The sequence below is a fragment of the Gordonia sp. NPDC057258 genome, from assembly GCF_042668985.1.
GTDB classification, from domain to species: Bacteria; Actinomycetota; Actinomycetes; order Mycobacteriales; family Mycobacteriaceae; genus Gordonia; species Gordonia hongkongensis.
Genome location: NZ_JBHUXZ010000033.1, coordinates 16,117 through 28,349, shown reverse-complemented (window position 1 = coordinate 28,349; position 12,233 = coordinate 16,117). Strand labels below are relative to the sequence as shown.

The following is a 12,233-nucleotide window of genomic DNA, read 5'->3' as shown; positions in this document are numbered from 1 at the left end:
TCGGGGTCAGAGATGACGCAGCGCAGCGACGGTGTGCGGTCCGAGGCCGAGCTCGCGGGCGACGCCCAGGTCCGCCGCGGTGTCGACGTCGGTGCGCAGGTCGGCCCACTCCCGGCCGGCCGGGTCGAGTTCGACGGCGCCGGCGGCCCGGTGGGCGGCCGCCGAACCGGGACCGAAACGGGGAGCGGGGACGCCGGTACCGGTGCCGTGCAGCAGCACCGTCCCGGATCCGTCCCGGTCGGTGACGAAGCTCGAGCGGTGTTCACCGGCGGCGCGCAACACGGCGGCGACGGACGTGCTCGTCGCCGCCGGCAGATCGGCCTGCACGTACATCAGGCCCGTCGACTCGGGCCACGCCTCGCGCGCCCAGCGCGCACCCTCGACGAACGCGGAGTTGAGACCGGCGTCCGCGGGTGCCCGGTGCGGCGACTCGCTCAGGCCGCGCATGCCCGAGCGCCGCGCCGCGGCGAGCACCTCGTCGTCGGGGCTGACGACGACGAGCCGAGAGATCCCGGCGCCGCGCAAGGCGTCGACGGTGTCGAGGAACATCGCCAGGACGAGGGAACCCCGGGCGACGGGGTCGTCACCCTCGAATGCGGTGGACAGCGTCGCCGCCAGTCGTGACTTCGCGCGGTGCAGATTCTTGACCGCCAGCACGGCCGCGACCGACGTCGCGACGGGCTCGTTGCCCCCCGCGTCGACGACCGTCGAGTCGGCGCCCGCGCCGACGGTGCTGTGTTCCATGCCGACCATCATGATGCACCGACCCCTGGTCGGTGACATTCCGGGTCGGCCATACCCGGCAGGCACTAGGGTGAGCAGGGTCGGCCGTCCGGCCGGCGCCGGCGGTGGGAATACGGAATTGGGCTTGCCCGGTGGGAGGTTGCGGTGCGCGCAGCGGTGATGGGTGCGGGTTCCTGGGGAACCTCGGTGGCGAAGGTGCTGGTCGATGCCGGTACCGACACCGTGATCTGGGCGCGGCGACCCGAACTCGCCGAGGCGATCAACACCGAGCACGTCAACGCCGACTATCTACCCGGCATCGCGCTGCCCGCCGCGCTCACCGCGACGAGTTCGGCGGTCGATGCCCTGCTCGGCGCCGACGTCGTCGTCTGCGGTGTTCCGTCGCAGTCGTTGCGCCCCAACCTGACGCAGTGGACGCCCTACATCGGGTCGGATGCGTCGTTGGTGTCGCTCGCCAAGGGCATCGAATCCAACACCCTGCTGCGGATGAGTGAGGTCATCGCCGAGGTGACCGGTGTCGCCGACGACCGGATCGCGGTGCTGACCGGGCCGAACCTGGCACGCGAGATCGCGGAGGGTCAACCGGCGGCGACCGTGATCGCCTGTGCCGACGAGGCGCGGGCGGTGACGCTGCAGAGCGCGTTCAGTACGCGATACTTCCGGCCGTACACCAACACCGACGTCGTCGGATGTGAGATCGGCGGCTCTGCGAAGAACGTCATCGCGCTGGCCTGCGGGATGGCCAGCGGCATCGGGTTCGGTCAGAACACCCTGGCGACGATCATCACTCGTGGGCTCGCCGAGACGATCCGGTTGGGCGTCGCGGTGGGCGCGCAGATCGAGACGCTGGCGGGTCTCGCCGGGATCGGGGATCTCGTCGCGACGTGTTCGTCGCCGTTGTCGCGCAACCGCACGTTCGGCGCGCGGCTGGGGGAGGGTGCCACCATGGCGCAGGCTCAGGAGGCCACCAACGGGCAGGTCGCCGAGGGCGTCAAGTCGTGCTCGTCGGTGCGTGCGCTGGCCGAGCGACACCAGGTGCCGATGCCGCTCACCGACGCGGTCCACCAGGTCTGTCACGACGGCATGTCGGTGGCCGACGCGGTCAATTCGCTGTTGGGCCGCAGCACCAAGCCGGAGATCTACCGGGACTGAGCGCCCGCCGCCGATCAGCCGAAGTCGAGCGGTCCCCGTTCGAGGGTGCGGTCGATCAGTCCCGAGATGTCGGTGATGGGTCCGTTGCCGGCGTTCGTCGGAATCCACATCGCGACATAGGGCCGGTGGTCGACGCACACATAGGCCTGGCCCGAGCCGTCGACCGTGTCCGTGATGAACCACTGGACCCCGGCCTGGCCGGCGGCGTGGATCTCCTGGAGATTGCTGGTGGGAGACAGCTCGGCAGGTCGGGTCACCCCGCACCGAAGTGTCATGTCGTCGCCCGGGCCGGTCGACGGCCACGTCGCGCGGTCGCCGGAGACCTCTTTGGTGCCGAAACCCTCGAAGGTGTCCGGTGCTTCGGTGAGCAAGCGGGTGCACTCCGCGGCGACCGGGCCGACGGAGTCGTAGGACTCGATCGGGGTCACCGGATCGGGGCGCATCGCGGCGAACACGATGAAGCCGGCGAGCACCATCACCGGAATGGCTACCAGGGTCGCGACGAGTGCGGGGCTGAGACGTCCGCCGCCGCCATACCGCGCGGAGTCCTCGGCGGATTCGCCGTCGACGGGATCCTGCTGGGTGTCATCCGAACCTGCTGACGTCACCCCACAACAGTAGGAGTCGGTCTGCCGAACCCGCGCACGGGGACCTGTCACGATCACCCGTCGTGGGCGGCCGGCCGACGCCCCTCAGCGCGTCGTGGGGACCACCGGGCAGGTCAGGGTGCGGGTGATCCCGTCCACCTTCTGGATCTGCGGAACCACGTTCTCGGTCAGGTGGGTGGCATCGGAGGCGTCGACCCGGACGATCACGTCGTACGGCCCACTGACCTCTTCCGACGAGGCGACCCCGGCGATCTCGGCGATGGTCGCGGCTGCGAGGGCGGCCCTGCCGACCTCGGTCTGGATCAGTATGTATGCCTGAACCACGGACATCCTCTCCGTCTGTGTCGTTCCCGGGCCACATCGTATGGGGCACATCGTCGACACGGGCTGTCGTACCGGCGGCTCGGCGCATGCGCGGTCGTCGGGCAGTGCACGACTGCCGCGGGCGGCCGGACTGTTGCGGATCGCTCTCGCCCGGCGGCCCCATACACTGTGGCACACATTGTCACCGACAACCCCGTGCGCGCGCGACCGGAAGAGGAAAGGCCCCGACGAGTGACCTTCGACGAGACAGGTCGGCAGGACCGCGCGATCGACCGGACCGACACGGCCGGGGCGATCGGTGAGCGTGCCGTGATCGCCGCGTTGACCGCGTCCGCGACCTCCGGTGAGCCCGCCGACGACATCGTGATCGGATCCGGTGACGACGCAGCCGTTCTCGACATCGGGGGATCGGCGGTGATCAGCACCGACACCGTCGTCGAGGGGCGCCACTTCCGATTCGACTGGTCGACGCCGGAGCAGGTCGGCGCCCGCGCGGTGGTGCAGAGTGCCGCCGACGTCGCCGCGATGGGCGGCCGCACAACGGGTCTCGTCGTGTCCATCGCGTGTCCGTCGGACACGCCGGTCGGCGTCGTCCTCGACCTCAACGACGGCGTGGTCCGCGCGGCACACGGACAGGGGGCCCGGGTGCTGGGCGGCGACCTCGTCGCGGCCGGTCAGGTGGTGGTGAGTGTCACCGCGGTCGGCGCGCTCGAGGGTCGGCCCCCCGTCTCGCTGGGCGGTGCCCGGCCTGGTGACGTCCTCGCGGTGAGCGGTCCGCTGGGGGCCAGCGCCGCGGGACTCGCGGTGCTGTCCGATCCGCGTCCGGTGGTCAGCGATTGGTCGGAACTGGTTGCACTGCACCGAGTTCCGAACCCCGACCTCACCCAGGGGCCGGTCGCCGCGGCGGCAGGTGCGCACGCCATGACCGACATCTCCGACGGTCTGGTCGAGGAACTGCTCACGATGTCGAGGGCTGCCCAGGTCGCCATGACCGTGCATGGCGACGCCGTACCGCGGCGCCCGGATCTGGCTGCCGCGGCAAGCGAACTCGGGGCGGACGTCGACCGCTGGGTACTGGCCGGCGGCGAGGACCATCACCTGCTCGCGGCGTTCGGCGGGCCCGCGGTGGTGCCGCCAGGGTGGACCGTCATCGGCTCGGTGGGGGAGAAGTCCTCGTCGGCGCCCGAGGTCTGGGTCGACGACCGCCGGGTCGGTGGGCCCGACGGTCTCGAACTGCACGGGTGGCAGTCCTTCGCCGACCCGACTGGTGACTGAGGTCCCCGGGGCGCACCATTAGAGTCGCCTCATGGCGATCTACGCACTCGACGACCGAGAACCGGTCCTGGGACAGGACACCTACGTGCACCCGGACGCGGTGGTGATCGGCGCGGTCACCCTGGACGACGGTGTCTCGGTGTGGCCGGGCGCGGTACTCCGCGGCGACTACGGGACCATCACCGTCGGCGCCCGCAGCAACATCCAGGACGGCACCGTCATCCACTGCACGGTTCTCGACCCGACCGTGATCGGCGAACGGTGCGTCGTCGGACACAACGCGCACATCGAGGGCGCGACGATCGGAAACGACTGCCTCATCGCCTCGGGATCGGTGGTCCTGAACGGGTCCACGGTCGGCGATGGCGCGATCGTCGGAGCCGGCGCGGTGGTCCCGTTCAAGTTCGACGTTCCCTCGCGACGGATGGCGCTCGGTGTACCGGCCCGGCTCCGCGACGGCTACGTGGTACCGGAGGGGCACACCGAACTCAACTGCGAGATGTACTTCCAGAACGCGCAGCACTATCGCACCGCCCTGAAACGACTGGACTGACGACCGCCCACGACGGAGGCAATCGAGTGACCGCACCACCCAAACCCCTTGCCGAACTGATCGACCCGGGCTGGGCGCAGGCGCTCGCCCCGGTCGAGCCGCTCATCACCGAGATGGGCCGGTTCCTGCGCACCGAGATCGCCGAGGGGCGGCGCTATCTGCCTGCGGGACAACATGTCCTGCGGGCATTCACGCGCCCCCTCGACGACGTGCGCGTGCTGATCGTCGGGCAGGATCCATACCCGACGCCCGGACACGCCGTCGGACTGAGCTTCTCGGTGGCGCCCGACGTGCGCCCGATCCCGCGTTCCCTGACGAACATCTACACCGAGTACTGCGCCGATCTCGGCTACCCCATGCCGACCACCGGGGATCTCACGCCGTGGGCGGACAACGGTGTGCTTCTGCTGAACCGCGTGCTCACGGTGGCCCCCGGCGAGCCGGCCTCTCACCGGGGGAAGGGCTGGGAAGAGGTGACCGAGTGCGCGATCAAGGCGCTTGCCGCCCGCGACGAGCCGCTCGTCGCGATCCTGTGGGGCCGGGACGCCGCGGGACTGGAGAAGTGGCTGCCCGACGTCCCGACCATCGTGTCGGCGCATCCGTCACCGTTGTCGGCCTCGCGCGGGTTCTTCGGGTCCCGACCCTTCAGCCGGGCCAACGAGGAACTGATGGACCTCGGGGCCGAACCGGTGGAGTGGCGTCTGCCGTGACCCTTCGAGGCTCGTCGACCTCGACGCGCTCCTCGCACCTCAGTACCTGCGGCCTGGCGGCCGTCGTGGACTACGAAAGAACACTGTTTGAGCGTCCACATCTCTGCTCCCTGAGGTGCGAGCGAAGCGAGCCACGAAGGGCTCCGCAACCTGTCTCACCAGGCCCTTCGTGGCTCGTCGCTGGCGCTCCTCGCACCTCAGGGAGCAATGGTTATGTCGTTCTTTCGGATCAGGGGGCGGTGGTGGCACGGCCCCGGGTGAAGTCCGGCGCGCGCTTGCCGACGAAGGCGTCAACTCCCTCGATGCCCTCGGGCAGTCCGGACCGTTCGGAGATGGAGCGGGCTTCGAGGGCGAGGTGCTCGACCAACGTGGTGTCGGCGGAGACGGCCAACAGATGCTTGGTCATCGCGTCGGCGTCACGGGGACCCGACGCGATGGCCTCGGCGGCCGTGCGCGCGGCGGACTCGACCTCGTCGTCGGCGACGATCTCCGACAGCAGCCCCCACTGCTGGGCCTCGTCGGCGCCGATGACGCGGTCGGTCAGGATGATCTGGCGTGCCCGGGCAGCGCCGACGGCGCGGGGGAGGGTCCAGGTGAGACCCCCGTCGGGAGTGAGACCGATACCGCGGTAGGCGGGCCGCAGCCGGGTCGACGGACCACCGACGGCGACGTCGGCGTGCAACACCAGCGACATGCCCGCGCCGGCGGCCCAGCCCTTCGCGGCGACGACGACGGGGCGGTTCGCCTCGTACAGGGCGCCGACGAGCTGATGGAAGTTGTCGGCGATCTCGCGCAGATAGGTCGGGCGGTCGTCCGCACCGGCGAAGGCGCGGACGTTGCCGCCGGCGCAGAAGTTCTTGCCCAGCCCGACGAGCAGGACCGCCCCCACGTCACGCTGTCCACGCGCGACCTCGCGCAGTGCCTGGGTTCCCGCGGCGAGGGCGGCGTCGTCGAGCGAGTTGCCCGCGCCCGCCGTCGAGACCGCGATGGTGAGGACGCCGTTGCGCTCGTGCACCAGAGCGTCGGTGTCGTCTACGGCAGCGGGGGCGGTGGGGTTCGATGAGGCCATGCGCGAAACCCTATCGCGCACACACCAAAGACCCGATGCCGGGGAGCTTGCGCTCATGGCATCGGGTCTCGTGCTCTCGAACTCCCACCCGCGGACGGGCGAGGAGGTCAGACAGCTGCGGTCTTGCCGGCCTTCAGGCAGGAGGTGCAGACGTTCTTGCGCTTGCGGTTGCCGGGGGCGACCTCCACGCGAACGGACTGGATGTTCGGGTTCCAGCGGCGGTTGGTACGGCGGTGCGAGTGAGACACCGACTTGCCGAAGCCCGGGCCCTTGCCGCAAATATCGCAGACGGCAGCCATCGTCGAACTCCCTTGGTAGATGATCATGGTCTGGTGTTCAGCCGCTCGGATCGATCGGCACCACCGGTGGGTGTGCGCGCTCGAGGCGAAAGGCAACCCTGCAAGGATAACCAGGTCGTGGTGGCGTGACCAAATCCGAGCCGATCCGCCACCCGGTCCCGCTCGGGCGCGCCGCACGGTCGGACACCCCGAGTAACCTTGCCCACAACCTCACCAGCCGGTCACGTTGCGCGCGAGAGCACAGTACGTCGCGCGCCGCGTCTGCGAGAAAGAGCCACCGTGTGATCGCCCGCACCGTCAACCCGCAGTTGCTGCGCGATTGGGCCCGAGTCTCGGTCGAACAGCTCGAGTCGCTGCGCGGCGAGATCAACGACCTCAACGTGTTCCCGATCCCCGATTCGGACACCGGGAGCAACATGCTCTTCACGATGCGGGCCGCGGCCGAGGCGGTCGAGAAGACGCCGCCCGACGCGTCGCTGCCCGAGGTCGCCCGCGCGATGGCCGACGGCGCGGTGGCGCAGGCGCGGGGCAACTCGGGGATCATCCTCTCGCAGGTGCTGGTCGGACTCGCGGACGGTGCGGAGATCCTGGGCGACACCGACGCCCTGACCTTCGCCGAGTTCTCGACGCTGGGTCTGCGTCTCGGTTCGCTCGCGGCGACCCGTGCGGTGAGCGAACCGCGCGAGGGTACGGTCCTCACGCTGGTGCGGGTCGCCGCCGAATCGGCCGCGGCGCACGAGCACGAGTCCCCGGCCGACCAGGTGCGCGCCGTCGCCGACGACTGTGCCGAAGCGCTCGAACGCACCCCGGAACAGCTGTCGGTGCTCGCGAACGCGGGCGTGGTGGACGCGGGCGGGCGTGGCTTCCTCGCGATCGTGGACGCCATGGTCAAGGTCATCACCGGCGTCTCGCACCGCCGCCGGCGTTACCGGGGCATCCTCACCGACAGCACCACGCTCGGTCACGGACCGGACGACAGCTGCCTCGACGGGAGCGACCAGGACTTCGAGGTCATGTACCTCCTCGACGGCGCGGCCGGCGAGCAGATCGCCGAACTGCGCGAACGTCTGGACGAACTCGGCGACGCGGTGGTGATCGTCGGCGACAGTTCCAGCGGTGAGGGCGAACGCTTCTCGGTACACGTCCACACCTGCCACCCGGGTGCGGCGGTCGAGGCCGGCGCGGGCCTCGGGCAGCTCTCGGATGTCCGGATCACTTGCTTCGCTCTCGATGCCATTCGGGCACAGGCGGATTCGGCTGAGCCGCCGCCCCGGCACAAACGGGCGGTGGTGGTCGTCGTGTCCGGTGACGGCGCGGCCGAACTGTTCGGCGAGGCCGGTGCGGTCGTGCTGCGCGCCGACGACGGACTCTCCGCCCACGAGCTGGGCCGCGCGATCCGCGACACCGACAGCGCGCACGTCGTCGTCATGGCCAACGGCGCATTGACATCGCAGGATCTCGTCACGGTCGCCACCGAGGTGCGGTCCACCCAGCGCTCGGTCCTGATGCTGCCGACGTCGTCGATGACCCAGTGCCTCGCCGCTCTCGCCGTGCACGATCCGAGCGAGGTCCCCGACGTCGACGCCTACGCGATGGCCGAGGCCGCCGCCGGGGCACGCTGGGGATCGCTGCAGTCGGCGACCACGAGGATGATGACGCTGGCGGGGATGAGCGAGGTCGGTGACGTGCTGGGGCTGATCGGCGACGACGTGCTCGTCGTGGCGCCGGATCAGACGTCGGCGTGCACCGCCCTCGTCGACCTCATGCTCTCCACCGGAGGCGAGCTCGTCACGGTGCTCGCCGGGGTCGAGGTCGACGAGGCCGCCCTCGAGGCCGTCGCGGAGCAGATGCGGCGCAGCTACCCCGGCATCGAATTGGCGGTGTACCGCACCGGACAGCGCACCGATCTCGTCCAGGTGGGTGTGGAGTGACCGAACTGGCACTGTCGGATTCGCTGTCCGACGTCCTGGGGACCAAGCCCGCCGAACAGCTCGCCACCGTCGGCGTGCACACGGTCGGGGAGCTGTTGCGGTACACGCCCCGCCGGTACATCCGACGCGGCCACGTGGTCGACCAGGAGCGGCCCGAACCGGGTGAGTGGCTGACGATCGTCGGACGGATCACCAAGTCCGATCTCATCAAGATGAGGAGCCGCAAAGGGTCGTTCCTCAAGGTGAAGGTCACCGACGACAACGACGTCTACGAGGCCAGCTTCTTCAACGCCCACCGCCTCAAGGGGCTGTTCCGACCCGGTGCACGGGTGATGATGGCCGGCGCGGTCAAGTACTTCCGCGACCAGATCCAGTTGTCGCATCCGGAATGGATGATCCTTCCCGACGGCGATCCGGAGATCGAGGACGTCGTCGGTTCCAAGATGCTGACCGAGATGTACGCGATCGAGGAGCAGATCACCGGAGAGCGCGGCGATCACCCCCTGGTCACCATGTTCGACCGCGACATCCTGCCGATGTACCCGGCCAACAAGAACATTCAGACCTGGGACATCCTCGGCGCGGTCCGTCGGGTCCTGAGTGAGAGCGCGCCGATTCCCGACGCACTCACCGAAGCCGAACGCCGCGCGCGGGGTCTCGTCAGCACCGACGAGGCGATCCGCAAGATCCACCTGCCCGATGCCGAGGACGACGTGAAGGTCGCCGCCCATCGGCTGAAGTTCGATGAGGCGCTGGCCATCCAGACCGTGCTGGCGCAGCGCCGGTTGGCGGGGCGGAGCGAGTCGGCGCCACCGTGTCCACGCGTGCCCGGCGGTCTCGAGGACAAGTTGCGTGACCGACTCCCGTTCACCCTGACCGACGGTCAGGTCGAGGTGGGGGAGGAGCTCGCCGAGGATCTGGCCCGCGCGCAGCCGATGTCGCGGCTGTTGCAGGGCGAGGTCGGGTCCGGGAAGACACTCGTGTCGTTGCTGGCAATGCTGCGGGTCGTCGACAACGGGTACCAGTGCGCCATCCTGGCCCCGACGGAAGTGCTTGCCGCACAGCACTACCGGACGATGAAGACGATGCTGGGCGACCTCGCCGAGGCGGGCGAACTGACCGCGGCCGACGGCGCGACGCGCCTCGCGCTGCTGACGGGTTCGATGAAGACCAAGGGCCGGCGCGAGACGCTCCTCGACGTGGTGACGGGCCAGGCCGGGATCGTGATCGGGACCCACGCGCTCCTCGAGGACAAGGTCGAGTTCTTCGACCTCGGACTCGTCGTGATCGACGAACAGCACCGCTTCGGCGTGGAGCAGCGAGATGTGTTGCGCGGCAAGGGCCGCAACGGGCGGATACCGCATTTCCTCGTGATGACCGCGACGCCGATCCCGCGGACCGTCGCCATGACCGCCTTCGGTGACCTCGAGACCTCGGTCCTCCGGGAGCTGCCGCGCGGCCGGCAGCCGATCACCACGTCGGTGGTGCCCACCGGGAAATCCTCATGGGTCGACCGGGTGTGGTCGCGCGCCAACGAGGAGATCGACGCCGGCCGTCAGGTCTATGTCGTGTGCTCGCGCATCGGCGACGGGCCCGAACCCGAGTCCGACGACAACGAGGAGAAGGGCCCGCGGCCGACCTCGGTCCTCGAGCAGTACGAGGCCCTCGTCGCCGGCCCGTTCGCGCACCGACGCGTGGAGCTCCTGCACGGCCGCCTACCCGCCGACGAGAAGAACGCCGTCATGGATGCCTTCGGTCGGGGCGAGGTGGACGTGCTGGTGTCCACCACCGTCATCGAGGTGGGTGTCGACGTGCCCAATGCGACCACGATGGTCATCGTCGACGCCGATCGGTTCGGAGTGAGCCAGCTGCATCAGTTGCGCGGTCGTGTGGGACGTGGGCGGCATGCGGGTCTGTGCCTGCTGATGACGAATGCCCGGGACGGCTCGCCGTCGATGGACCGCCTCCGCGCCGTGGCCGGTTCGAACGACGGATTCGAGCTCGCGCGAGTCGATCTCGAGCAACGCCGGGAGGGTGATCTGCTCGGGTCCCTACAGTCGGGCGTCAACACGTCGTTGCGGTTCCTGTCCCTGCTCGAGGACGTCGAGGTCATCGAGGACGCCCGCGGACTCGCGGAAGAGGTGGTGAGCGAGGACATCACGCTGCTCGAACACCGACCGCTCGCGGATCTCGTCGACGGAATCCTCGTGCCGCACAAGATCGCGTACCTCGACAAGTCCTGACCGGCTCGGCCCGAGCCCAGTTGTCGCGCATCGGTGCGCCTGGCGCCACGTTCTGCGACACCGGTACCGGGCCGATCGACACACGGAACCAGAAGGTTGCCGCGTGCGTCTGAGAATGCATGGTGATGCGTTCGCCGACGCTGCGACGACTCCGCATGCGGATCCGATGGATGCGCTGGACGCCGCGGGACTCGCCGTCCTGGTCGCCACGGCAGTGGGCGGTGCTCGTCGCCGCCGTCGTCACGGCGGTGGTGGTCGCCGTCGGCGTCGACGCCTTTCGGGCCGGTCCCGACACCGACCCGAGGATTCGGGCGATGGCGGGGCAGGCGGCGTCGTCGCTCGCCTCGATCCCGATCAGTGCGGGTCGTACCGACCGACAGGATTACGACCGGGCCGCGTTCGGCAGCGCCTGGTCGGACGCCGGGTCCGTTCCCGGAGGCGGCAACGGGTGCGACACCCGTAACGACGTGCTGGCTCGGGATCTCCACGACATCCGAGCCGGCCCGACGCCGAGTTGTCCTCGTGCCGTACTGGCGGGCGAACTGCGGAGCCCGTACACCGGCGACTTCGTCGTCTTCCGGCGCGATCGGAGCGCGTCGGCGGTGCAGATCGACCACATCGTCCCGCTGTCGTATGCCTGGGACATGGGAGCGTGGGCGTGGCCGCCCGACCGGCGGCTGGACTTCGCGAACGACCCCGCCAATCTCGTTGCCGTCGACGGGCGTTCGAACCAGGAAAAGAGCGACTCCGAACCCGCGCGCTGGATGCCACCGGCCCGTGGATTCTGGTGCCAGTACGCGATTCAGTTCGTGATCGTCACGGCTACATACGGATTGGCGATCGACGAACCCTCCCGACGCGTCCTGTCGGAGGCGCTGCGGTGTGCGGACTGACGACCATGCGCCGCCGCGTCAATGCGCCCCCGCGCCCTCCGAGTTGTGCAACAGGTTCAGTCCGACGACACCCGTGAGGATGAGGAAGATGCATCCGAGCCGAGCGAGGCCGGCCGGTTCTCGCAGGAACAGGATTCCATAGATCGCGGTACCGACCGCGCCGATCCCCACCCAGACCGCGTAGGCCGTGCCCAGGGGGATCGAGCGGATCGCGTAGGCGACACCGGCCATGCTCACGATCACCCCGATGATGAACAGGGCCGTCCACATCGGACGTGTGAAGGTGTTCGACTTCTCCAGAGCTGCCATGTAGATGATCTCGACCAGACCCGCGGTCACCAGGACAAGCCACGCCACTTCGCGATCGCTCCCGTCTTCGGACATCTGTACGGCGTCACAGTAGGCGGGAGACGGGCGGGATGCGCGCCGAGA

13 protein-coding genes are annotated in these 12,233 nt (G+C 69.5%); 7 read left to right on the top strand and 6 right to left on the bottom strand.

Features of this window, described 5'->3' with window-relative positions:
* Positions 1 to 6 precede the first annotated feature (6 nt).
* Positions 7 to 744, bottom strand: a complete 738-nt coding sequence (gene cofC / locus ACFUEJ_RS19330) for a 2-phospho-L-lactate guanylyltransferase (RefSeq protein WP_065632753.1) — start codon at positions 742 to 744, stop codon at positions 7 to 9.
* Between the two features lie 144 nt (positions 745 to 888).
* Between cofC and ACFUEJ_RS19325 the strand changes: the two genes are divergently transcribed.
* The gene (locus ACFUEJ_RS19325) at positions 889 to 1,896 is read left to right on the top strand and encodes an NAD(P)H-dependent glycerol-3-phosphate dehydrogenase (RefSeq protein WP_058252120.1); all 1,008 of its coding nucleotides are present in this window, start codon (positions 889 to 891) and stop codon (positions 1,894 to 1,896) included.
* Between the two features lie 14 nt (positions 1,897 to 1,910).
* Here ACFUEJ_RS19325 and ACFUEJ_RS19320 read toward each other — a convergent pair whose 3' ends face one another.
* A complete protein-coding gene (locus ACFUEJ_RS19320) occupies positions 1,911 to 2,504 on the bottom strand; it encodes a DUF3515 domain-containing protein (RefSeq protein WP_068970242.1) in 594 nt (197 codons plus the stop codon).
* An 84-nt stretch (positions 2,505 to 2,588) separates the two neighbouring features.
* Positions 2,589 to 2,834: an Lrp/AsnC ligand binding domain-containing protein gene (locus ACFUEJ_RS19315; RefSeq protein WP_058252118.1), complete on the bottom strand. Its 246-nt coding sequence runs from the start codon at positions 2,832 to 2,834 to the stop codon at positions 2,589 to 2,591.
* Positions 2,835 to 3,059: 225 nt separating this feature from the next.
* Between ACFUEJ_RS19315 and ACFUEJ_RS19310 the strand changes: the two genes are divergently transcribed.
* The 3 genes from ACFUEJ_RS19310 to ACFUEJ_RS19300 are packed head-to-tail and all read left to right on the top strand — an operon-like array spanning position 3,060 to position 5,366.
* Positions 3,060 to 4,103: a thiamine-phosphate kinase gene (locus ACFUEJ_RS19310; RefSeq protein WP_338855458.1), complete on the top strand. Its 1,044-nt coding sequence runs from the start codon at positions 3,060 to 3,062 to the stop codon at positions 4,101 to 4,103.
* Positions 4,104 to 4,134: 31 nt separating this feature from the next.
* Positions 4,135 to 4,656 (top strand): gamma carbonic anhydrase family protein, encoded by a 522-nt coding sequence (locus ACFUEJ_RS19305; RefSeq protein WP_338855457.1) that lies wholly within the window; start codon positions 4,135 to 4,137, stop codon positions 4,654 to 4,656.
* A 26-nt stretch (positions 4,657 to 4,682) separates the two neighbouring features.
* The gene (locus tag ACFUEJ_RS19300; RefSeq protein ID WP_065632720.1) at positions 4,683 to 5,366 is read left to right on the top strand and encodes a uracil-DNA glycosylase; all 684 of its coding nucleotides are present in this window, start codon (positions 4,683 to 4,685) and stop codon (positions 5,364 to 5,366) included.
* 229 nt (positions 5,367 to 5,595) lie between these two features.
* Here ACFUEJ_RS19300 and ACFUEJ_RS19295 read toward each other — a convergent pair whose 3' ends face one another.
* Entirely contained in the window at positions 5,596 to 6,435 is an 840-nt protein-coding gene (locus ACFUEJ_RS19295) for an enoyl-CoA hydratase/isomerase family protein (protein WP_159371137.1), read from the bottom strand.
* A 107-nt stretch (positions 6,436 to 6,542) separates the two neighbouring features.
* Positions 6,543 to 6,734 carry a 50S ribosomal protein L28 gene (gene rpmB, locus ACFUEJ_RS19290; protein WP_004023092.1) on the bottom strand — a complete coding sequence of 64 codons (192 nt, stop codon included), beginning with the start codon at positions 6,732 to 6,734 and terminating at the stop codon, positions 6,543 to 6,545.
* Positions 6,735 to 7,015: 281 nt separating this feature from the next.
* Here rpmB and ACFUEJ_RS19285 point away from each other — a divergent pair, with 281 nt between their 5' ends.
* The 3 genes from ACFUEJ_RS19285 to ACFUEJ_RS19275 all read left to right on the top strand — a co-directional run bounded on the left by ACFUEJ_RS19285 (position 7,016) and on the right by ACFUEJ_RS19275 (position 11,801).
* The gene (locus tag ACFUEJ_RS19285) at positions 7,016 to 8,665 is read left to right on the top strand and encodes a DAK2 domain-containing protein (RefSeq protein ID WP_065632722.1); all 1,650 of its coding nucleotides are present in this window, start codon (positions 7,016 to 7,018) and stop codon (positions 8,663 to 8,665) included.
* Positions 8,662 to 10,908, top strand: a complete 2,247-nt coding sequence (gene recG / locus ACFUEJ_RS19280) for an ATP-dependent DNA helicase RecG (protein WP_137808991.1) — start codon at positions 8,662 to 8,664, stop codon at positions 10,906 to 10,908. The genes ACFUEJ_RS19285 and recG overlap by 4 nt, the downstream gene beginning before the upstream one ends.
* A 125-nt stretch (positions 10,909 to 11,033) precedes the next feature.
* Complete coding sequence (locus ACFUEJ_RS19275; protein WP_388031250.1) at positions 11,034 to 11,801, top strand: HNH endonuclease family protein; 768 nt, start codon at positions 11,034 to 11,036, stop codon at positions 11,799 to 11,801.
* 18 nt (positions 11,802 to 11,819) lie between these two features.
* On the opposite strand, the gene ACFUEJ_RS19270 is transcribed toward ACFUEJ_RS19275, so the two are convergent.
* The gene (locus ACFUEJ_RS19270) at positions 11,820 to 12,185 is read right to left on the bottom strand and encodes a multidrug efflux SMR transporter (RefSeq protein WP_336276194.1); all 366 of its coding nucleotides are present in this window, start codon (positions 12,183 to 12,185) and stop codon (positions 11,820 to 11,822) included.
* Positions 12,186 to 12,233 lie beyond the last annotated feature (48 nt).

Coding starts and splice junctions, on each gene's coding strand:
- cofC (WP_065632753.1), bottom strand. CDS start 744: ATGGAACACAGCACCGTCGGCGCGGGCGCCGACTCGACGGTCGTCGAC.
- ACFUEJ_RS19315 (WP_058252118.1), bottom strand. CDS start 2,834: ATGTCCGTGGTTCAGGCATACATACTGATCCAGACCGAGGTCGGCAGG.
- ACFUEJ_RS19305 (WP_338855457.1), top strand. CDS start 4,135: ATGGCGATCTACGCACTCGACGACCGAGAACCGGTCCTGGGACAGGAC.
- ACFUEJ_RS19295 (WP_159371137.1), bottom strand. CDS start 6,435: ATGGCCTCATCGAACCCCACCGCCCCCGCTGCCGTAGACGACACCGAC.
- rpmB (WP_004023092.1), bottom strand. CDS start 6,734: ATGGCTGCCGTCTGCGATATTTGCGGCAAGGGCCCGGGCTTCGGCAAG.
- ACFUEJ_RS19275 (WP_388031250.1), top strand. CDS start 11,034: ATGCGTTCGCCGACGCTGCGACGACTCCGCATGCGGATCCGATGGATG.
- ACFUEJ_RS19270 (WP_336276194.1), bottom strand. CDS start 12,185: ATGTCCGAAGACGGGAGCGATCGCGAAGTGGCGTGGCTTGTCCTGGTG.